23 protein-coding genes are annotated in these 20,289 nt (G+C 58.3%); 10 read left to right on the top strand and 13 right to left on the bottom strand.

The window, feature by feature from the left end:
* Positions 1-33: 33 nt before the first annotated feature.
* From LPB19_RS16765 to LPB19_RS16755, 3 genes are all read left to right on the top strand, one after another.
* Positions 34-735, top strand: a complete 702-nt coding sequence (locus tag LPB19_RS16765; RefSeq protein ID WP_206644018.1) for a VWA domain-containing protein — start codon at positions 34-36, stop codon at positions 733-735.
* Positions 736-781: 46 nt separating this feature from the next.
* Positions 782-1,507 (top strand): J domain-containing protein, encoded by a 726-nt coding sequence (locus tag LPB19_RS16760; protein WP_206644017.1) that lies wholly within the window; start codon positions 782-784, stop codon positions 1,505-1,507.
* Between the two features lie 91 nt (positions 1,508-1,598).
* Positions 1,599-2,594, top strand: a complete 996-nt coding sequence (locus LPB19_RS16755) for an NADP-dependent oxidoreductase (RefSeq protein ID WP_206644016.1) — start codon at positions 1,599-1,601, stop codon at positions 2,592-2,594.
* 38 nt (positions 2,595-2,632) lie between these two features.
* Here LPB19_RS16755 and LPB19_RS16750 read toward each other — a convergent pair whose 3' ends face one another.
* On the bottom strand, positions 2,633-3,124 hold the full coding sequence (locus LPB19_RS16750) for an MOSC domain-containing protein (protein ID WP_206644015.1): 492 nt from the start codon (positions 3,122-3,124) through the stop codon (positions 2,633-2,635).
* Between the two features lie 143 nt (positions 3,125-3,267).
* Here LPB19_RS16750 and LPB19_RS16745 point away from each other — a divergent pair, with 143 nt between their 5' ends.
* Entirely contained in the window at positions 3,268-4,062 is a 795-nt protein-coding gene (locus tag LPB19_RS16745; protein WP_206644014.1) for an SDR family oxidoreductase, read from the top strand.
* Between the two features lie 25 nt (positions 4,063-4,087).
* Here the strand turns inward: LPB19_RS16745 and LPB19_RS16740 are convergent, their stop codons facing one another.
* The 3 genes from LPB19_RS16740 to LPB19_RS16730 form a co-directional block, all read right to left on the bottom strand.
* A complete protein-coding gene (locus LPB19_RS16740) occupies positions 4,088-5,983 on the bottom strand; it encodes a PHA/PHB synthase family protein (RefSeq protein WP_206644013.1) in 1,896 nt (631 codons plus the stop codon).
* A gap of 37 nt (positions 5,984-6,020) precedes the next feature.
* Complete coding sequence (fabG, locus tag LPB19_RS16735) at positions 6,021-6,764, bottom strand: 3-oxoacyl-[acyl-carrier-protein] reductase (RefSeq protein ID WP_206644012.1); 744 nt, start codon at positions 6,762-6,764, stop codon at positions 6,021-6,023.
* Positions 6,765-6,885: 121 nt separating this feature from the next.
* On the bottom strand, positions 6,886-8,103 hold the full coding sequence (locus tag LPB19_RS16730; RefSeq protein ID WP_206644011.1) for a polyhydroxyalkanoate depolymerase: 1,218 nt from the start codon (positions 8,101-8,103) through the stop codon (positions 6,886-6,888).
* Positions 8,104-8,289: 186 nt separating this feature from the next.
* Here LPB19_RS16730 and LPB19_RS16725 point away from each other — a divergent pair, with 186 nt between their 5' ends.
* The 3 genes from LPB19_RS16725 (at position 8,290) to LPB19_RS16715 (ending at position 9,697) form a co-directional block, all read left to right on the top strand.
* Positions 8,290-8,745, top strand: coding sequence for a DUF4112 domain-containing protein (locus LPB19_RS16725; protein ID WP_206644010.1), 456 nt, complete (start codon positions 8,290-8,292; stop codon positions 8,743-8,745).
* Positions 8,746-8,809: 64 nt separating this feature from the next.
* Positions 8,810-9,226 (top strand): hypothetical protein, encoded by a 417-nt coding sequence (locus LPB19_RS16720; protein WP_206644009.1) that lies wholly within the window; start codon positions 8,810-8,812, stop codon positions 9,224-9,226.
* Between the two features lie 81 nt (positions 9,227-9,307).
* The gene (locus LPB19_RS16715; RefSeq protein ID WP_206644008.1) at positions 9,308-9,697 is read left to right on the top strand and encodes a DUF2750 domain-containing protein; all 390 of its coding nucleotides are present in this window, start codon (positions 9,308-9,310) and stop codon (positions 9,695-9,697) included.
* Positions 9,698-9,805: 108 nt separating this feature from the next.
* Here LPB19_RS16715 and LPB19_RS16710 read toward each other — a convergent pair whose 3' ends face one another.
* The 6 genes from LPB19_RS16710 to LPB19_RS16685 form a co-directional block, all read right to left on the bottom strand.
* Positions 9,806-10,012 (bottom strand): cold-shock protein, encoded by a 207-nt coding sequence (locus LPB19_RS16710; RefSeq protein ID WP_206644007.1) that lies wholly within the window; start codon positions 10,010-10,012, stop codon positions 9,806-9,808.
* Between the two features lie 359 nt (positions 10,013-10,371).
* Positions 10,372-10,578 carry a cold-shock protein gene (locus LPB19_RS16705; protein ID WP_206644006.1) on the bottom strand — a complete coding sequence of 69 codons (207 nt, stop codon included), beginning with the start codon at positions 10,576-10,578 and terminating at the stop codon, positions 10,372-10,374.
* 362 nt (positions 10,579-10,940) lie between these two features.
* Positions 10,941-11,147: a cold-shock protein gene (locus LPB19_RS16700; RefSeq protein WP_206644005.1), complete on the bottom strand. Its 207-nt coding sequence runs from the start codon at positions 11,145-11,147 to the stop codon at positions 10,941-10,943.
* A 326-nt stretch (positions 11,148-11,473) separates the two neighbouring features.
* Positions 11,474-12,451, bottom strand: coding sequence for a ribonuclease Z (locus LPB19_RS16695; protein WP_206644004.1), 978 nt, complete (start codon positions 12,449-12,451; stop codon positions 11,474-11,476).
* 20 nt (positions 12,452-12,471) lie between these two features.
* Entirely contained in the window at positions 12,472-13,680 is a 1,209-nt protein-coding gene (locus LPB19_RS16690) for a right-handed parallel beta-helix repeat-containing protein (protein ID WP_206644003.1), read from the bottom strand.
* 144 nt (positions 13,681-13,824) lie between these two features.
* Positions 13,825-14,562, bottom strand: a complete 738-nt coding sequence (locus LPB19_RS16685) for a maleate cis-trans isomerase family protein (protein WP_206644002.1) — start codon at positions 14,560-14,562, stop codon at positions 13,825-13,827.
* A 144-nt stretch (positions 14,563-14,706) separates the two neighbouring features.
* On the opposite strand from LPB19_RS16685, the gene LPB19_RS16680 reads away from it, so the two are divergent.
* Entirely contained in the window at positions 14,707-15,807 is a 1,101-nt protein-coding gene (locus LPB19_RS16680) for a mandelate racemase/muconate lactonizing enzyme family protein (RefSeq protein WP_206644001.1), read from the top strand.
* 20 nt (positions 15,808-15,827) lie between these two features.
* Here the strand turns inward: LPB19_RS16680 and LPB19_RS16675 are convergent, their stop codons facing one another.
* Entirely contained in the window at positions 15,828-16,958 is a 1,131-nt protein-coding gene (locus tag LPB19_RS16675) for a hypothetical protein (RefSeq protein WP_206644000.1), read from the bottom strand.
* A gap of 107 nt (positions 16,959-17,065) precedes the next feature.
* Positions 17,066-18,229, bottom strand: a complete 1,164-nt coding sequence (locus LPB19_RS16670) for an AI-2E family transporter (protein WP_206643999.1) — start codon at positions 18,227-18,229, stop codon at positions 17,066-17,068.
* Positions 18,230-18,460: 231 nt separating this feature from the next.
* Here LPB19_RS16670 and LPB19_RS16665 point away from each other — a divergent pair, with 231 nt between their 5' ends.
* Both LPB19_RS16665 and LPB19_RS16660 read left to right on the top strand, forming a co-directional pair.
* Positions 18,461-18,784: a DUF883 family protein gene (locus LPB19_RS16665; protein ID WP_206643998.1), complete on the top strand. Its 324-nt coding sequence runs from the start codon at positions 18,461-18,463 to the stop codon at positions 18,782-18,784.
* A gap of 4 nt (positions 18,785-18,788) precedes the next feature.
* Positions 18,789-19,268 carry a hypothetical protein gene (locus tag LPB19_RS16660; protein WP_206643997.1) on the top strand — a complete coding sequence of 160 codons (480 nt, stop codon included), beginning with the start codon at positions 18,789-18,791 and terminating at the stop codon, positions 19,266-19,268.
* A gap of 23 nt (positions 19,269-19,291) precedes the next feature.
* On the opposite strand, the gene LPB19_RS16655 is transcribed toward LPB19_RS16660, so the two are convergent.
* Positions 19,292-20,134, bottom strand: coding sequence for an outer membrane beta-barrel protein (locus LPB19_RS16655; protein WP_206643996.1), 843 nt, complete (start codon positions 20,132-20,134; stop codon positions 19,292-19,294).
* Positions 20,135-20,289 lie beyond the last annotated feature (155 nt).

Raw genomic sequence — 20,289 nt, 5'->3', positions numbered from 1 at the left:
TACCGTGATCAGCCCAAGCGGATTTCAAGATCTATGTCCGACAAAGAGCTTCGCACCAAATCCGATAAACAGTCTATCGATCAGTTTATCCAACAGGTCCGCAACCTGCCCAAACCGGCGGCGGGCGGCAGCCCGGGACGGCTTATCTTTGCCCTCGATGCCACCGCCAGCCGGGAAGCGACCTGGGACCAGGCCTGCCACTTGCAAAGTGAGCTGTTCCTGGCGACGCGTGACCTCGGTGGCCTGGCGATTCAGCTGTGTTATTACCGGGGCTTCAGCGAGTTCAAGGCGACGGGCTTTGTCGCCGAAACCGGCCAGTTGCTGGACCTGATGAACGGGGTTGCCTGCCGCGGTGGCCGCACCCAGATCGCCCGGCTGTTGGCGCACGTTCTGAAAGAAACCCGGGCAGAGCCGGTCAGGGCCGTGGTGTTCATCGGGGACTGTTGCGAGGAACCCGTGGATGATCTGTGCCACAGCGCCGGGGAACTGGGCCTGCTGAAAACCCCGGTGTTTATGTTCCATGAAGGCAGCGATCCCCACGCCCGAGCGGTGTTTCAGCAGGTCAGCAAACTCTCTGGCGGGGCCTATGCCCCGTTTGACCGCAACAGCCCTCAGGTGCTGAAGGATCTTATGGCCGCTGTGGCGGTCTATGCTTCCGGGGGAGCCAAGGCTCTGCAGGATTTTTCCAGCCGCAGCTCCGCCGAAGTCAGGCGCCTGACCCGGCAGATCCGATAACGCCGTTGCCCATCCATTGATGATCGACCAAGACCAAGGAGTGTGAGTGCCACTGACGTTACTGCTAATTGGCCTGGGATTCATTGCCTGGGTCTGGCTGCGCGGCATGCCGGCCAGTCGGCGCAAGCAGGCCATCATGAAACTGACGTTGGTGGTCGGCATCTTCATAGTGGTATTGCTGGCCGCGACCGGTCGTCTGCACTTCGTGTTTGCCCTGCTGGCGTTTCTGTATCCCCTGCTGAGAAAAATGTTTCCCTCGTGGTTGGCGAGCCTGGCATCCGGTGACACTGGTCAGGCAAAAACCGGCCGACAGTCGCAGGTTTCCAGCGACATTCTTGAAATGACTCTGGATCACGACTCCGGAACCATGACGGGCAAGATCCTGAAGGGCTCCATGGCCGGCAGGATGCTGGCGGATCTGAGCGAGAGCGAATTTCTCGAGCTGTTACGGTACTGTCGGGCACAGGATGAAGACTCCGCCCGGTTGCTGGAAACCTACCTCGACCGCCGGTTCGGCGACTCCTGGCGCGCGGACGATGACGCCGGGAGCAGCGGAGGTGCGGAAGGGGAGGCTTCCGCTGACAGAGGCAATGGCAGCTCGAATCTGACGGAAAGCGAAGCGCTGGAAATTCTTGGTCTGGAGCCCGGTGCCAGCCGGGAAGAGATCATCCAGGCCCATCGACGGATGATGCAAAAAGTCCATCCCGATCACGGCGGCAGCAACTATCTGGCTGCCCGCATCAACGAAGCGAAGCTGCGCCTGCTAGGCTGAGGGTTCACGCTCTGCCGGTTGCCTGTATGCAGGCAGGCGCGCAGGTCGAGTCAAGCGGCGAGTCCATCCTCGATTACAGGAGATATCTGACATGAGCACCTACAAGGCAATCAAGCTGGTGAAGCGGCCTGCAGGATCCATCGGGCCGGAGCTGTTCGAGGTGGAGGAGAAAACCGTTCCAGAGCCTGCTGAGGGCGAGATTCTGATCCGGCAAACCTATATGTCCCTGGATCCGGCCATGATGGGCTGGATGAGTGAGGACACCGACAGCTACATTCCCCGGGTCGAGCTTGGTGATGTCATGCGCTCGTCGGGCATTGGCGAGGTGATCGCTTCCAAGCACCCGGACTTCAACGAGGGTGATCAGGTCATGGGGTTGTTTGGCTGGCAGGAGATGGTTCTGACCGATGGCACGGGCGTGAACAAGGTGGACAAGTCGTTGCCACCGGAAATGGTTCTTGCGGTCTTTGCCCTGCCCGGGCTGACTGCCACGCAGGGGCTGTATGGCTATGGCCATCCCAGGGCGGGGGAGACGCTGGTCGTGTCCGGTGCTGCCGGCTCTGTCGGTTCCATCGTCGGGCAGTTGGCCAAGGCCGATGGACTCAGGGTTATTGGTGTGGTCGGCACGGACGAAAAGGCGGACTGGATCGTCAACGAGCTCGGCTTTGACGGTGCGGTGAATTACAAGACCGATGATCTGGGGGCAAAGCTGGATGAATTGGCTCCGGACGGTATCGACGTCTATTTCGAGAACACCGGTGGCCCAATCCTGGATTATGTGTTCGAGCGAATGAATGCTCATGGTCGCATCGTGGTGTGCGGCCTGATTGCGGATTACACCTCGGAAAATCCGCGCCCCGGTCCCAACTGGATGCGCATCATCAAGAAGCGCTTGTCCATCCAGGGCTTTACCATGCCGGATCACTGGGACAAAACCAAAGACCTGCAGGCCAAACTCACCCCCTACGTTCAGAAGGGACAGATCAAATACCGTGCGCATGTGCTGGACGGTCTGGAATCGGCCATGAGCGGGCTGGGGTTGTTCCTGACCGGGGACAACAAGGGCAAGCTGATGGTGAAGCTCTAAGCTCGACCTCTCTCGCTGGCGCATTGGCCTGCAATGCGTCAGAGGCACATCTGAACGGCGTCGCCGATGGCCAGTTCACCCCCTTCCACCACACGGGCTGTGATACCGCCGTGCCCGCGCATGGCGTTGTAGCCGCCAGGCCCCAGGGCCGTCTCCATCTTGCTGCAGGGATGGCACAGGCCAGTGTATTCAAGCACCACGCTGCCGACCCGGAAGCGTTTCCCTTTCAGTGCCAGAAGATTCAGACCCGAGACCACAATATTGCGCCGGAACACCTCTGGCGGGATAGCCTCACGTCGCAGGCAGGAGGCGATGGCATGCAGGTGCTCTTGCTGAATCAGGGTCACCTGCCGCTTACTGGTCTCCCGGCCTTTGAACCGGTCACCTTCCAGGCCTTTGCCAGGGGTGACGGCGACCTGGTTTGGGGTGGTCATCGCCTCGCCACGAGCCGGGCGGATGCCGATCCATGCGACGCGCCCGCATTGGGGCAGGGTGTCCAGTAGGGATTGAAGTGAGGACCTATCTGACATGTTTGCTCGCTCTGTTTTAAGTGCTTGAAAGATTAGGGCAGACAGGTTATCTGTTGCCCTTTTGTCATCGCGCTCTCCGTAACCTTCATTGCGATGGACAGCTCGTTTGCTTTGATACGTTAAACAACACGCAAGGAACTAACATGCCCGCTCAAACCGTCTGGATTACCGGCGCCTCCTCTGGCATCGGCGAAGCCCTGGCCATTCAATACGCAAGGGATGGTGCCCGTGTCGTGCTCTCCGCCCGCCGCAAAGAGCAACTGGAACGGGTGGCCGGTCTTTGCCGTGATGCCGGCTTGTCGGAAGATGGCGTGCTGGTGCTCCCCCTGGACGTAACCGACTGGGCTTCCTTGCCCAAGGCAGTTCAGACCGTGCTGGATACCTTTGGCACCATCGACCTGCTGGTGAACAACGCCGGCGTGTCTCAGCGTTCGCTGTGCAAGGACACGGATATGGCGGTGTACCAGAAGCTGATGGATGTGGATGTGATGGGGCAGATCGCGCTGACCAAGGCTGTGCTGCCGCACATGCTGGAGCGTGGCTGCGGGCACCTCGCAGTGACGGCCAGTGTGGCCGGCAAGGTGGGGGTGCCCCAGCGTACCGGTTACTGTGCCGCCAAACATGCAGTGATGGGGTTCTTCGATGCCCTGCGTGCTGAAGTGGAAGGGCAGGGTATTGATGTCTCCACCATTGTGCCGGGTTTTATCCGTACCGATATTTCCCGCAATGCGCTGGCCGGTGATGGCTCGGCATTCGGCAAGGTGGATGAGGACATCGCCGGTGGCATGGATGTCGCGGACTGCGCCGAAGTGATATTCAAAGGACTGTCGGCCAGGAAGCGGGAAATCCCCGTGGGCAAGGGCAAGGAAATGGCCGCGCTCTGGATCAAGCGGGCCGCGCCCGAAGCCTTGTTCCGTATCGTTCGGGCGCGGGCCTAGCAGCCAAATCTAACGCATCGGCGCGTTACTGCGTGACTTTCGTGCGGGCCGGTGTCGTTTGCCTGACCGTGGCCTTCTTGCGCACGCGTCGCTGGGTCTGCTTGGCGGCTGGTGTTGGCGGAGCGGGTAAGTTTTTCACATAGGCCCCGGGCGCGGGTTCAATGACCGGCAGAGCTTCTTCCTCGACCTTTCGGGCTTTGACCTCGCCGCCACCGAAGTGTTCGGCCCAGGCGACCCAGTCAGGCCACCAGGAGCCCTCGAACTGCTCGGCGCCTTGCAGCCAGGACTCGGTATCCAGATCCGTGTCCTCGTTGACGTGGTAGCCGTACTTTTTCTTGTCCGGTGGGTTGATGATGCCGGCGATGTGACCGGAGCCGCCAAGAACGAAACGCACCGGCCCGCCCAGGTTGCGGGAACCCTTGTAGCAGGAGGTCCAGGGAGCGATGTGGTCCTCAATGGCCGAAGCGAAGTAACAGGGGATTTTGACCTTGCCGAGATCAATCGGAGTACCCGCCAGTTCGATTCCGCCGGGCTCCCGCAGGCGGTTATTCAGGTACATGTTCCGCAGGTAGAAGCTGTGCATGGCAGCGGGCATGCGGGTGGTGTCGCAGTTCCAGTAGAGCAGATCGAACGGGGCGGTATCCCGTCCGAGCAGGTAGTTGTTAACGTAAAACGACCAGATCAGGCTATTGGCCCTGAGCATATTGAAGGCGATGGCCATGGAGGAGCCATCAAGGTAGCCCTGCTTTTCCATAGCCTTTTCGATGGAGCTGATGGCGTCTTCGTCGATAAACACCTTCAGGTCTCCCACATCCGAGAAGTCCATCAGGCTGTTCAGGAAGGTCGCGCTTTTGACCCGATCGTCACCACGGGCGGCCAGCCAGGCCAGCGTGCTGCCCAACAGGGTGCCGCCAATGCAGTAGCCCACCGTGTTGACCTCGCGTTCGCCGGTGGCCCGTTCGATGGCGTCCATGGCCGCGATCGGCCCTTCCAGCATGTAGTCTTCGAAGCCCTTGTGGGCCAGCTCCGGTCCTGGGTTGACCCAGGAGACGACGAAGACCGTGTGGCCCTGTTCGACCCAGTAGCGGATGAAGGATTTTTTCTCGCCCAGATCCAGGATGTAGTACTTGTTGATCCACGGAGGGATAACCAGCAAGGGCCGGCGGTGTACCGATTCGGTGGTTGGCCGGTACTGGATGAGCTGCATCAGGTCGTTCTGAAAGATGACGTCGCCCGGCGTGTTAGCCAGGTTGTCGCCGACGGTGAAGGCGTCGGGGTCGGACATGCGGAAGGGCATCGGGCCCTCGCCCTCATCCAGATCTCTCAGCAGATTGGCCATGCCTCGAAGCAGGTTCCGGCCCCGGGTCTTGATGGTGGTGCGCAAGACCTCCGGGTTGCTGAGAATGAAGTTGCTCGGGGCCATGGCATCGGTCATCTGGCCGATGAAGAAGTGCAGTTTTCGCCGGTTATGATCGTCCAGGCCGCGAACATCGTCAATCGTGTCCATGATCCAGCGGGCATACAGCAGATAGCCCTGTTTGATGGCGTTAAAGGCCATGGTCTCGTTCCAGGCCTGGTCACGGAAACGCCCGTCACCTGACTCGGGTTCCGCCACCTTCAGTGGTTTGTTGGCGACGCTGCTGGTCAGCAAGCTGATCCAGAAGTTACTGGCGTCTCTCGCCAATCGCATCTGGGCAAACAACACTGTATCTGGCTGCGTGGCCAGCTTGCCGCCGAGCAAGGCAAAGGGTTTGATCAGGCTCTTGGTACTGGCCGGATTGGGCGGGGCGCCGCGCAAACGGCGCGCAATGGAGCGCTTTAACAAGTGGCCGGCATGAGTCCCGGCCCGCGCCAGCGAGCGGCGCACGACGTTGGGTTCAAACTCTGGCGTGGTTGAGGCCTTCACCGGCTGCTTAGACATCGTCACTCTCCGCCTTCGAATCACCGGGAATGCCGGACTACATGTACACGCCGCCGTTGACGTTGATCTGCTGGCCGGTGATGTAGTCGCCTTCCGCTGCGAGGAACACCACCGCGCGGGCAATTTCCTCGGGCTGGCCAAAGCGGCCCATGGGGATGCGGGCAATGATTTGTTCGCGGATGTTTTCAGGCACCTGTTCGAGCATCTCAGTTTCGGTGAAGCCCGGGGCAATGGCATTCACGGTAATGTTGTACCTGGCCATCTCCAGTGCGAGGGTTTTGGTGAACGCGATAATGCCGCCCTTGCTGGCCGCGTAGTTTGCCTGCCCGAAGTTGCCGGCCTGACCCACGAACGAAGTGATATTGATGATCCGGCCGAAGTTCTGCTCCATCATGATTTTCAGCACTTCGGAGCAGGTCGCGTAGACGCTCCCGAGATTGGTATCAAGGACGTCGTTCCAGTCTTCGTCGGTGAGTTTCTTCATCGACTTGTCGCGGGTGATACCAGCGTTGTTGACCAGAATGTCTATGCGTCCCCAGTTGTCATGGACCTGATCGATCAGGCTGCGAGCTTCTGGCATCTTGGAGAGATCCGCCTGAATGGCGAGGGCACGGACGCCCAGCGCTTCAATTTCCTTGGCCACCTCGTCCCCTTCAGACTGGCGAGAACGGTAGTTGATGGCAACATCGGCGCCGCGCCGGGCAAGTTGAAGGGCTATGTGTCGGCCGATACCGCGGGAGGCGCCGGTGACGATGGCGACCTTGCCTTTGAGGTCTTGCATGATACTCTCCTTAGACTCATGTTTGTGCCGCTTCCAGGCAGGCCATTTTGTTTGTTATATGACCACTTTGAAGCTAGCAGAGCTTCCATTGCCTCACAAGAAATCGGCCCAAGGCGGCCAGTCAGGCTGAGCGGATAAAGGCCTGTAAGCGAGGCGAGATTTCCCCGCGCCAGTGGCTGCCGTTGAACACACCGTAATGACCGACACCCGCCTGAACATGATGCACCCTTCGTGCGTCCGGCACATTAATACATAGGTCGTGGGCGGCCCTGGTCTGGCCGGGGCTGGAAATGTCGTCCTTGGCGCCTTCGATTGTCATCAGTGCGGTGTCACGGATGGCCGCCGGATTTACCCGCCGGCCCCGATACCTGAAACAGCCGCGTGCCAGGTGGAATTCCTGGAAAACGCGTTGAATGGTATCCAGATAGTAGGTTGCCGGGAGATCCATGACCGCGAGGTATTCGTCGTAGAATTCGCGATGGCGGTTGACCTTGTCCGACTGGCCTTCGCGCAGAGACTTGAACAGCTCACGGTAGGCGCCAACATGGCGGTCGAGATTCATGTTGATGAACCCGGCCAGCTGAAGGAAACCCGGGTAGACTTTGCGCATGGCACCGGGGTAGGGCGCGGGCACAGGGTGAATCAGGTTGCGCTTGAACCAGCCCAAACTGTGTTTGGTGGCCAGTTCACAGGGCTCCGTGGGATCGATGCGGCCGTCGATCGGGCCGCTCATCAACGCGAGTGAACGAGGCGTTGCCGGGTGGCGATCTTCAGCCATAATGGCGGTAGCTGCGAGCACCGGTACGACCGGCTGACAGACGGCCAGCACGTGGGTATCCGGGCCCAGGTGATCGAGGAAATCGATGACATAGTCGATGTAGTCGTCAAGTCCGAAATCGCCCACCGACAGAGGCACCCGGCAGGCGTCGCGCCAGTCCGTAATGTAGACATCGTGTGCTGGCAGCATGGCTTCCACCGTGCCTCGCAGCAGCGAGGCAAAGTGTCCGGATAGCGGCGCAACGATCAGCAGTTTGGGGTCGTCGGGGCGCACGGTGCTGCGCTGGAAATGTTTGAGCTGGGCGAAGGGGTTGCGTTTGACAATGACTTCCTGGACGTCAACTTGCTCGCCATCACAGATCGTTGTGTGCAGATTGAAGGCGGGTTTTGGGTAGCGGCGAGTGAGGTCACCGAACACGCCGTAGGCCGACGCCAGGCTGCGTGCACCCGGAAGGCTGGACAACGGGCTTTGCGGGTGGCGAAGCAGTCTGCTCTGGGCGCCGGTCAGCATGCGGATGGGCATCAGTGCTGCGCGGCTCATTTCATGGGCGAAATACATCATGGCTCGGTCCTGCTTGGGGACTGTGTGGGGGCATCGTCGAGCCAGTCCTTTGCCTCATGCACACCTGACGTTTATGTCCAAGGGTTTACCTTTAAGAAAATACAGTATCACAGTTAAGGCAAGGCGCGATTTATGCGTCTGATCTGTGGAAAGGAAACAGTTCGATCAATGGATGGCGGAGTGCACATGTCAAAACCAATGGAAGCGCAGCAACGGGCAGCACTGGCGCGACTGGAGAAATTCAGCCGCTTCACAGACAGCAGCATCCGGATACCGTTCACCAAAACCACGATTGGCGCAGAGGCGCTGATCGGTCTGGTGCCGGTGGTAGGTGATGTGGCCGGACTTGTGCTGGCAAGCTATGTGCTCGTCGAGGCGCAGCGCGCAGGGGCCAGCAAGCCTGTGAAGGTCCGCATGCTGCGCAATATGGCCATCGACTTTTTTGGCGGGCTGTTGCCGGTGGTAGGGGATGGCTTTGACGCCGTGTACAAGGCCAACACCCGAAATACCCGGCTGCTGAGAAACTATCTGGAAGAGCAACTTGCGGTAGAACCCCCAACACCACCGTTTCCCTGGAAAACGGTTATCGGCTTATCGATTCTGTTCGCTGTCATCACGGCCGGGTTAACGCTTATTTTCTGAGGGCATTCCAGCCCGGAATAAGCGGGCGTGCGTCTGCGGCGTTCAACCTTTGAGAGAAACAGCAATGACGTCTACCGGAAAAAGTCCACCGCACCTCTGGATCACCTTTCTGGCGCACGTGTTCCTGATTCTCGTGGCCTGGACCGTGTTCATCAAATATCTGTTCCCGATCGGTTTTGCGTTCGCCAGCGGGGAGGGGTGGGCGACTTATATCTACTGGGATTTGTGGCCCGTCGCTCATCTCTGGCTGGCCTGGGCCTTGCTCACCCAGCCCCGCTATACTCGTGCTCTGGCCGTGGCGATGTCCGTGGTTGAGATTCTGATTATCGTCACCTTGTTCACCCGTTTCCTCGCAGATCCGGAGTGGTCGATCTGGCGCACAAACTGGTTTGTGAACAAGGTATTTGTGCTGGCGGCATTTGCACTGGTGTTGGGTACGGCTTTGCTGAGACCCGATCTTGTACGTGGTCGCTCTGAATAAACCGTGTAACGTCTCAGCGAGGCTATTACCAAATACATGCGACAGGCCTTTCTGGGCCTGCAGCGTTGGAGCAGAAACATCATGAGTGAAGACCTGTATGACCAAGTACTCGAGATGGATGGCGAGGAACGATACGACTATTTCCTGGATGCGGTGGTCGCGGAACGAGAGATCTGGATTCTGGTCAATGCGGCCAGCCAGTTTCTGAAGATCGTCTCGGAAGAAGACCGTGTGGCTTATGTGCCCGTCTGGCCCAGCGACGCATTCGCCCGCGAGTACGCCAAAGGCGCGGAAGACCTTTCGCCAAAAGCGATTTCGCTGCCGGACTTTTTCAAAAAGTGGGTGCCAGGGCTAACCAGAGACGGGATAGACATTGGTGTCATTCCGGGCACCGAGCGTGAACTCTGGATCACGGAACCGGAGCAGTTGAAGCGGGACTTGCAGGAAGTGCTTTCGACCCCGGGCTTTTAGCAAGCCACGCCTGGGGTTTTGGGCGCGTCAGAGGCGAGCCTGAGTCGGCAAAGGAGCACAAAAAAAGGCAGCCGGGGCTGCCTTTTTCACGAAGCGCTTGTCGTCTGATTACAGAGCGACAACGTTCTCCGCCTGAGGACCTTTCTGGCCCTGAGTCACTGTGAACTCAACCTGCTGGCCTTCGGCCAGAGTCTTGAATCCACCGCCCTGGATGGCGCTGTAGTGAACGAATACGTCGGGGCCGCCTTCACGAGTGATGAAGCCGAAGCCTTTTGATTCGTTGAAGAACTTAACGGTTCCGGTAACAGTAGACATATATATAAATCCTGAAATCAATCAAATAATGTGCGGGTTGCCATCGTTATGAGGGCTATCCCAACGGTGTGCAGGAACTAATAACAGGCGGAATCAAAAACAGGAAGGTACATCTACTTCAGAAACGCCTTGTTCGTGAGTTGTTTGACCAACTCCTTCCAACGCCTTTCACTTTACGCCCATTTTCCGGAAAAAGCCAAGCTTTTCAGTCGGGCGCATATCATTATCCGAATTTTCGCCGAATTGAGGCAGGGTTGCTCGTTCAGCTGCCTCAGTTCGGCCTCCTGAGCGGGCCTTGTCATCCGGGTACAAAAAAAGGCAGCCGAAGCTGCCTTTTTGCGAAACGTTTGTCGTCTGGTTTACAGAGCGACAACGTTCTCCGCCTGAGGACCCTTCTGGCCCTGAGTTACGGTGAACTCTACCTGCTGGCCTTCGGCCAGGGTCTTGAATCCACCGCCCTGAATGGCGCTGTAGTGAACGAAAACGTCCGGGCCGCCTTCGCGAGTGATGAAACCAAAGCCTTTGTCTTCGTTGAAGAACTTAACGGTGCCGGTAACTGTAGACATAATAAATATCCTGTGATCAATCAAATAATGAGCTGGTCGCCGTCGATGTGACGGACAATCCAACGGAATGCGGAAACTAATAACAGGCGGGATCAAAAACAGGACGGCTACAACTACTTTAGAAACGTCTTATTCGTGAACTGCTTTGCTAACTCTTTCCTACGTCGACCACTTTACGCCCGTGATGATGGAATGGCCAGCTTTTTTCGTAAGGAAAACAACCTATGCGGCGGAGTTATTTGGCGAGTTGTTCCTCGCAGGCGTGCAACAAACTCGGTCTCCTCGGCCAGATCTGGCAAGCGTGGCTGGCAACAAAAAAAGGCAGCCGGAGCTGCCTTTTTGCGAAACGTTTGTCGTCTGGCTTACAGCGCGACAACGTTCTCCGCCTGAGGACCTTTCTGGCCCTGAGTCACGGTGAACTCAACTTGCTGGCCATCGGCCAGGGTCTTGAATCCGCCGCCCTGAATGGCGCTGTAGTGAACGAATACGTCCGGGCCACCTTCACGAGTGATGAAGCCAAAGCCTTTAGATTCGTTGAAGAACTTAACGGTTCCAGTAGTAGTAGACATAGGTAAATATCCTGTGATCAATAAATTGTTGTGGGCGCCCGTCTTTTGCGACGGCTCACCCGGGGTCGTGCGGGAACTAATAACAGGCGGAATCAAAAACAGGACGGCTACAACTACTTCAGAAACGTCTTATTCGTGAACTGCTTTGCTAACTCTTTCCAACGGCCGCCACTTTACGGGATTGTTTATTAATTGACCAGATCTTCTTGATAAGGACAAGAACCTATGGAGGTTGATGCCCTTTTGGCTGCCCGGGGGCTATCGTCCCGTTACCGGATTTCCGCCTGGGCGGTGTTCACCAAGGGAGTGTTCAGGTGCCGGGGACGTCAGTCGTTGTTGCTACTCAGGCGTGTAAGCGTCCGGTCTTTTTCCAGTCTGTATGTTTCAAAGTCCTGCGCAAGAAACAGTTGCCCGTGATAATGCTGCATCGCTTCGGCGGCCACTTGATTGATGTGGGGCGTGCCGACCGGTCCGGACTGGTAACGGGAGCTGAAGTGGGTAAGAACCAGGCTGGGCAGTTGTACCTGCTGCGCAAAGCGAGCCACCTGCTCGGCTGAGCTGTGTTGCGGCCAGGGGCCGACCCGGTCGGCAACCTCTTGCGTGTAGGTGGATTCGTGGATCAGTACGTCGCTGTTTCTGGCAGCGTCTGCCAGCAGTTCAGGCGCATCGTTATCACCGGCCACAATCATGCGGCGTGCAGGGCGGGGGATGTGAGTGTATTCGTCGCTTCTGAGTAGGTGCCCATCCTCAGATAACACGTCTCTGCCTTTTTGCAGTTCGCCCCAGCCAGGCCCGGGTTCGATGCCGTCTTGTCTCAGTTTTGCCTGCAGAAGTTGCCGTTCCAGGTTTTGTTCGGTGAATGTGTAGGCCCGGCAGGGTACACGATGCGACAACGCCACATTGGTGACCTCGAAATGGTCATCCCGCCAACGAAAATCCGCTGCCTCGGAATTGATGAAATTCAGTGGATAACTGAGGCTGGAGTCGCTGTTGTTGATTACCTCGTGGACAAGACGCTCAACCTGAATGGGGGCAATGATATCCAGTGGTTCCGTTCGGCCCAGCATGGAAGCGCTGGTAAGCAACCCCGGCAGGCCGAAGGTATGGTCACCGTGGATGTGGGTGATGAAAATCGCCCGTAGTTGCATTACCGAGTAGCGGGTGCGAAGCAACTGGTGCTGGGTACCTTCGCCGCAGTCCACCAGATACCAGGGCTTTGGCCCGTGCAGGCAGAGTGCCAGCCCTGTTACGTTGCGGAACCGTGTTGGTGTACCGGCGGATGTGCCTAAAAAGGTGAATTCCATGATGCCTCTGGGATTCTGGCTTATTGAACCATGAAGTTTCCGGGCGCCGCAGGTTTGAAGCCCGGCCACTCATCGGCTCCGGCGTCCGCCAAGCCATCCGTCCGGATCTGTCCGTCGACATCGAGGGGTGCATCGGGACTCACCGTTAAACGGTCCTGGAAGAACTGACCACCGTCCTTAACGTGCAAATCGGCATTGTCGGGAGCCACAAACAAGTCCGGTGTGGCATTGGCATAGTTTCCGGATCGAGCGTAAGTGCCACCATTCCTGGTACCGGTTCCGGCATCCGTCAGGTTGTTTCGGGACTCGGATCCTGCTGTGTTGAAGCGAAACTCAATCGCAAGGTTCAGGTTGCCGTTGGTAAGAATGGTGTTGTGCAAGACCTTGGTATTCGGTGAGCCCCAGACAATGATGGCTCCGTCCGATCCGGACTTGCGTGCATTGCTGTAAAGCCCGCGATCGTAGGTGATCATGTTGTTGCGGATGATTCCACCTGAATGATCGTTGCCCCTGTCGCTCAATCCAAAAGCGATGGCCCGGTCAACATTGTGAAAGACATTGTTCTCAACAATTGTGTCGGCTGCACCATTCCACATCAGGATGGCGGGGTTCCAGAGGTGATCGGCCGAGTCCGGGGTATGAAAGTTCACAAAGTAACTGTTGCGGATGACCCAGTTCCGACCGGCGTGAACGTCCACCCCGTTGGTGTAACCGGTACCGCCGTCATGGTCCGTGGTGGGCGGTCCGGATTCATACTCGAAAATGGCGTATTCGACCTTGCCGTTGTCCACGCCGTCACCGAACGAGTAGGGGTTCGCCTTCACAAACTGCTGGCCGCTGTTGAAGATGCGGACGTTATAGATCTCAGGCGCTTCGGCGCCCGGGTTCAAGATGATGCCGTGGTAGTAGACCTCTTCAATGCTCAGGTTCTGTACACGAAAGCCGGTGGCGTCTGACCAAAAGCCATGCCCCCTCTGGAGGCGGTTTTCCATGCCCGGAAACACCAGTCGAACGTCATCACAACGGTCAGAGTTGCCGCGTATCGTGACATTGTCCTTGCGCACGAACAGCGTTGAGGGAACGTTGTAGACCCCCGGTTCGATGAGCAGGGTCTGCCCTCCGGACAGGTTGCCGATGGCCGACTGAAGCTCGCTGACGGTGCGGATGGAGACAACGTCGCCGGTTGGGCTCGCAAGAGCCGGTGCATTCAGACAGGGTGTGGCCGCCATCGAGAGCCCAGGTAACAAGCTGCCTAGTGCAAGTCCCGCGATCAACGTGAGTTGGATGGTTCGGATATATCTGCGGGGCATGCCGCCGCGTCCTTTGCCAATCATTGTAAAGGTCCCTTTTTATCTGCTGTCGATGCTGTAGAGCTAGGGTATCTCTTCAAACAATGTACCCAAGCTTGGTTGCGGTGTCAGTTTCCCGCATAGCCTCAGGGCCTCCCAGAAGCTGACCTGATTGGCGGTGAGCACGATAGTGCCGGTGGCCTTTTCCAGTTCGGTCAGCCAGGCGGCGGAATGCAGAGCGGTGTCCGGGATGAGCAGGGCATCGACATTTTGCGGCGTGTTTTGACGCGCGAAATCGATGACATCTTCTTTTTCCAGCGTTCCCACTTCAGCGGCGGTCACGATGCCCCGACTCGAGTGGTGCACCACGTCGATCTCGAAATGGCCGAGGAACTGTCTAAACAAAAGCGCCACGTCTTCCGGGTAGGTGGCAGCGATGGCGACGCGCCTGGCATCAACGGCTTTGACCGCCCGGGCAAACGCCATGGCGGTTGTCGATGCCGGCACCCCGAGTCGTTTTTCCAGTGCGTCGATCTGCTGGCGGATACCATCCAGGCCCAGAACGAAGCTTGCGCTGGTGGACGACCACATCACCGATTCAATGCGCGAGCCTTCCAGAAATGCCGCCCCCTGTAACAGGCGCTCGACACTACCCATTTCGCTCAGCGCCCCGACGCTGTGCGCATCTTCCATGAACTCAGTATGGATCAGGTGGATCTCGGCCGGCGGATCCAACATGGCCCCCATGCGCGGGTAGTCATCCTCGGCGGCGTAGCCGGGATAGAGAAATCCGAGCCGGGCGGGTGGTGGTCTGCGGGTCACGCTTATCTCCTTGCATGAACGGTATGCATGCTCGGGCCAGTGTCTTCAGCTTAGTTGCTGGTGCATGCATCGGGAAAGGCCCGCAGTCGCGAACGCGTCTACGCTTAGTAAAGGCCCTACATACTCAGTGCGGGAGGCGCTCCGATGCGAATCGAGTCCATGGCGGTATACACAGCGGAGCTGGAATACGCCGGCAAGGCTTACGCGTTTGCTGGCGGCCGATCTCATACCGTCTTCACCAGCACGGTGGTGGCGCTGACCACCGATATCGGGCTGACGGGGTATGGGGAGGTGTGCCCCTGTGGGCCGAATTACATGGCGGCGTTTTCGCAGGGCCTGCCCTCCTGCCTTGAGGTTTTGGCCCCCGCTGTGATCGGCGAAGATCCACGGCAGGTGGCCAGCATCAACGCCCACATGGATCAGGCGCTGACAGGCCACTCAGTTGCCAAGGCAGCGATTGATATCGCCTGCTGGGATCTGCTGGGTAAGGCCGCCGGGCTGCCGGTATACACGCTGCTGGGCGGGCTGCTGAGCCCAGCCATGCCGCTGCACCGGATTGTGCCGCTTGCGGATCCCAGAGAAATGGAGGCCTCATTGCGCCAATATCGTTCAGAGGGATTCCGTCATATCCAGATCAAGCTGGGCCACGAGGTCGAGGCGGATATTGAGCTGATCCGGACCCTGGGCCGCCTGAAGCAGCCGGATGAGCTCTGGATCGGTGACATAAACGCGGCATGGCGTCGGGATCAGGCTCTGCGGTTCTCAACGGCGTTGGAAGATATCGATATCCTCCTGGAACAACCGTGCGCGGGATACGAGGAATGCCTGTCGGTTCGCCGGCGTGCCCGCCACCCGGTCAAGTTGGACGAGAGCCTGAACTCACTGGCGGATGTGCAGCGGGCTTTGCGCGATGACGCCATGGATGCCATGGCTCTGAAAGTCAGCAAGTTTGGTGGACTGACGCGCTCCCGGGTTATTCGGGACGTATGCGTGGACGCAGGCATCCCCATGACCATCGAGGATGCCTGGGGCAGCGGCATCGCGACGGCGGCCTATGCCCATCTGGCCGCCAGTACGCCTGCCCGGGCGCTGCTGAATACCACGGATCTGCACAACTACAACACGTCGCAGTTGGCGAGCGGCGGGCCTCAGGTTTCCGACGGCCGTATGATCCTCAGTGACCGGCCGGGGCTGGGGGTAGAACCGGATTTCTCGGCTTTGACGTTGCATGAAGTATTTGAGTGATGCGCGACACGGATCGTCGTTTAGTCTTTGGGTTCAGCCGCAGTTTGGCGGCTTTCCCTTCCACTGAGTACCCCGATCCAATACTGGACCACCCTGAGCGCGGCAGAAAGCAGGGGGGCGATCAGCCAGAGCAGCCAGCGGGCCAGATAGAGCGCGGGTAACAGCAACAGAAACCACCCCAGAATCTGAACCGCCAGGGCGGGAATGCCGAAGATATCGGCCAGCTCGACGAACAGGTCATTGATCAGGCTCGGATGGGACATCACCAGATAGCCGGCCCCGATGATCACCGGCCACTTGGCGTATCGGGCGCTGCTGAGCACCATGCGAGCGCTCTGGTTGGCGCGGGCCGCGAGCGCGGCGGTGCGGGTGCCCCGACTGGCCCCGCGAGTGGTCACTGCTGCCGTGCGTCCCAGCCTGAGTATCTTGGTGGCACTGGCAAACAACAGCACATCCACTGATGCCCAGCCGATGTCGCCGGCAGAAATGGGTTCATCCGCCCGGTATTTGATTTCCAGATCACGAATACCGCTGGTGAAAAACTGATTCAGCCCTTCCAGCACCCGTTCGGTTGCGATCCAGTGCGTGACTCCCTGGGCATCGACATTGAACTGGCCAAGAAAGTCGTGGCCTTCGCTCTGGATGAAGTTGATCGCGTACCAGCCACGGTCTTTTGGCGTCAGCTGTTCGCCGGATGCAGACGTCTGGTCTTCGGGGGCTTCGCTCGAGGGTTCGCCGTAGATAAAGCGTTTGATGGCCTCGTACTGTTCGGCGGCATCCCGCATCCATTCAATCGATCGGATCGGGTGATTTACGAAGTACTGAATCGGGGGCAGGGCATGCTCGCCGTAACGCCTCAGGATGTTCTGGAATTCCGGTTCCGGGCCATACATCGGCAACAGCCGATGGGCCATGTCCGGATAGCGCAGAAGTGCCGCTTCCGCTTTCAGAAGCAGCAAACGATCATTGGCAATATCCAGCAGGAATGCCTGTACCTCGATGGGCTGCCGGTCCAGCTCCGGGAAGTCTTCCAGCACGTCAGCGGCATGAACCGTTACTAAACGTTGCTCAATGGGAACGGGGCGGGCGGCCAGGCTCAAAACAACCGCCAGTATCAGGGCGAGGCTGCTGATCAGGATTAGCTTCTTCACATTCCGTCCCTGCGTTAGGGGTCATACAGGCTGAGACCGCTGAGTCGTCCAGATGATGTCTCAATCTATTTGAGCTCATTTTCCGCGGGTTGTCAGTGTGAGCGCCGTTACTTCCCGAGAATCTCCCCCAGGCCACGCAAGTTGGCGACGTGATCGCAGATGGACTTGGTGATCATCAGGATCGGTGTGGCGACAATCAGGCCCACCGGGCCCCACAACCACCCCCAGAACAAAAGCCCCACGAAGATGGTGACCGCGTTAAGGCTGGTAATAAAACTGGTCAGCCAGGGCGTCAGCAGGTAACCCTGGACGCTGCTGATGGCGAGTGACAGCCCACCAACGATGATCGCCATATTCAGTTCTCCGAATTGCACAAACGCCGCCAGCCCCGACCCTATCAGCACAAGAAAGGGGCCCAGATACGGAATGGCGCTGGCGATGCCCGCCAGCACACCCCAGAGCGCGGCCTGATCCAGATCCACCGCCAAAAAAGCGAGCCATGTCACGAGCCCGACAAACAGACCACTGAGCGCCGTCACAAACAAGAAACGGCGCACCTGCCGGTGCACGTCGGCCATGATTCTGGCGGCTTTGCGCATGCGGGCGATGGACGGGCCGGAGAGTTTGACGATCTTGCGCTGGTAGATGGACCCGGCGGACAGCAGGAAATAGACCAGGAACAGCACTGAAAACAGCTGCGACACCAGCACCAGGGCTGCCGGCGTGCTCTCGATGACGTACTGCTGGATGTCAAAGGGTTTCTCCACCTCCTGAACCCGGGTGACGCCTGTGGGGGAGCGTTGCGATGCCTCTGCGTCGCTCGATGCCGTGTCTTCAATCTCCTTGGCGACTTTCTGGGCCTTTTCGACAATGCTTTCTTCATCGGGGGTGTTCATTTGCTTGCGCTGGAACTTGTCAAAGGCCGCCGGAATACGATCCAGCATGGTGATGGCTTCGTTTTTCAGGGGAACACTGGCGAACCCGATAATGCTGACCAGCAATGCCAGGATGATGGCGGCCCCAAGAGGGCGCGGAATTTTAAGCCGCCGGAGGCCGGACACCAGCGGGTCCAGCGTAAAGCTGATCAGTATGGCGACGACCAGCGGCAGCAAAACCGCCTTGGCCCATTCGATGAAGTACAGTGACACCATGCTGGCGACAACCAGAAGCGCAACACTGCGAATGTTGACGGCATCCAAAAGAGGCGGGTTGGGGGTTCCCGGCCCTGCATTCCCGGCGCTGTCCTGGTTGTTGGGTCCGTGTTGTTCCATCAGTCAAAACACTCGTCTTGTCGGGCCGTATGATTAGAGAGTCTAGTGGCTTATCGGTTAAAGGGGGGCGTTGCGAAAGGCTTGAGCTGACAGGCGGGCCAAATCCTTCGGTTTCGTGCCACTGTGCTACGCTTTCCCGATGATGGTGACCGGTTGCGTCGCAGGTGGTTCGGGGCTCCCGGTTTGGCTGTACCTCATTTGCAGTGAACTCAAATCAAAGGAGGCAGGCAAATGGAAGCGAAATCCGGTAAGGACGAATACAGCCAGGTAAAACAGGACTTGCAACAGCTTCGCGATGATCTGGCAACACTCACGAAAGCCCTCACGGAAGAGCAGAAAGGCAATATCAGCAGCCTTCGTGATGAGATCCGGCGCGAAAGCCAGCAAGCCTTTGATCAGGTTCGGCAGAAAGGCAACGAGGCGGTGGACCGGGCCAAGAATGCCGGCGACAAGGCCATCCATGATGTCGAGCGGAAGATCGAAGAACGCCCTCTGCTGAGCGTCGTCATCATGTTTCTGATTGGCGTGCTGGTTGGCAAGCTGCTCGACCGGTAGCGACATGATCGACTCTGTGGTGGTCAAAAATGCCGTTCGGAAAGTCATCGCGGGGATCGTTGGGCTGATCGTCGCGATCATTCTGCTGTGCGCGCTGCTGATTACCTCCTTCTACCTGCTGGTTCAGGCCTCGATACAGGCGCTCACGCCGCTGGTGGGCAACACTCCGGCCATGGCCATTGTAGGAGGAAGCTGTGCGCTGGTTCTGGTGCTCTTCTTCCTGGCACTGATGGCACCAATGTCGTCTTCGAAATCATCGTCGAAACGGAAAAAAACGGCGGGCGGGCGCAGTGCCCTGTCCGTTGACGGGGTCCGCGCCATCATTCGGGAACACCCGATGGAGTCCGCCATGACCGCTTTTGCCGTGGGTGTTGTACAGCAGACAGATCCCAAGCTGAGGTCTGTTCTGTTGCAGGGGGGCTTCGAGTTGATGAAGCACCAGGATTTGGGGCCGGGCGCTGGCCAGGGTGAACCGCCTGTTTGAGCGCGCCCTGAGCATCCGAGCTGTCAGAAATAGAGCGCGCCGTACAGACGGAACCCGCGATAGAGGTCTTTCACGGTGCCGTTCAGGTCGTCGTCATTTACCTCCACGTCAATAGCCAGGCGGGAAAGAGACCCTCCGATGGCAAGGTTATCCAGCAGGCGGTACTCCGCACCAATTTGCAGCTCCAGAAGGGAGCCGCGAATCTCGTCCTGAAAATCGAAGTAGAAGGAGTCGGTTCTGACCCGTGTGGTCAGCCGGGGCGTGACGGAGTAATCCATCCGGAACCCGAAAATAGGCATAGGCGCTGTCGTTGAGGCCGTTTCGGCAAACCGCTCGCCTGATCCCCTGAGTTCCGCTTCGTAATCGAGCACATTGAAGCCGGCAGAAATGGCCAGTTCGACTTTGTCCAGGTGGTAAAAGCTGTAGGCATAGGCAACTTTGTAGAAGGTATTTTCGATGCGGCTGGTTACCTCTGCCGATGCGGTGAACGTGCGATTACGGAAGGTGATTTCACGGGTAATCGACTGGTTGCCCTTGCGGTCCAGCTGGAAGGCACCCAGCTCAATTCTGTGCCGATCATTGAAACGGTAAAACGCATCGAAAAAGGGGGTGGTAAGCTTGGTATCACCATCGAGGTCCCGTTCGAAATCAATGGTGGTGCCCAGACCGGTCTGGACCCCGTTGGCGGTGAGGCTGGTTGCGGAATCAAATACGGAAAACGCGCCAATGTGGAGCGCGATTTTGTCCGGAAAAAGGTCACCGGCAGGGAACGCGTCGTTTTCCTCTGCGACGGCAGAACGAGAACCAGTGACTGCCGCCAGAATGACGCCAAGGGTGGCCAGGGTAATTGGGGCGAGCAGTTTCATGGGGACCGACCTCTTCGTGTGTCCTGAAGTGACAGTACGGCCTGATCTGCGGATTGCATTCACTCCGGAGTATTGGGTACGACCCCGATTTCCGCAAGCGGGGTGGGGGCTGAGCTGTCTCGGAATCGCTTTGCGTCAATCGCTGCCCGTTTCGC

The sequence above is a fragment of the Marinobacter salinisoli genome (assembly GCF_017301335.1).
Taxonomy (GTDB): Bacteria; Pseudomonadota; Gammaproteobacteria; order Pseudomonadales; family Oleiphilaceae; genus Marinobacter; species Marinobacter salinisoli.
The sequence above is the reverse complement of the archived record's forward strand: the minus strand, read 5'-3'. Positions and strand labels throughout refer to the sequence as shown.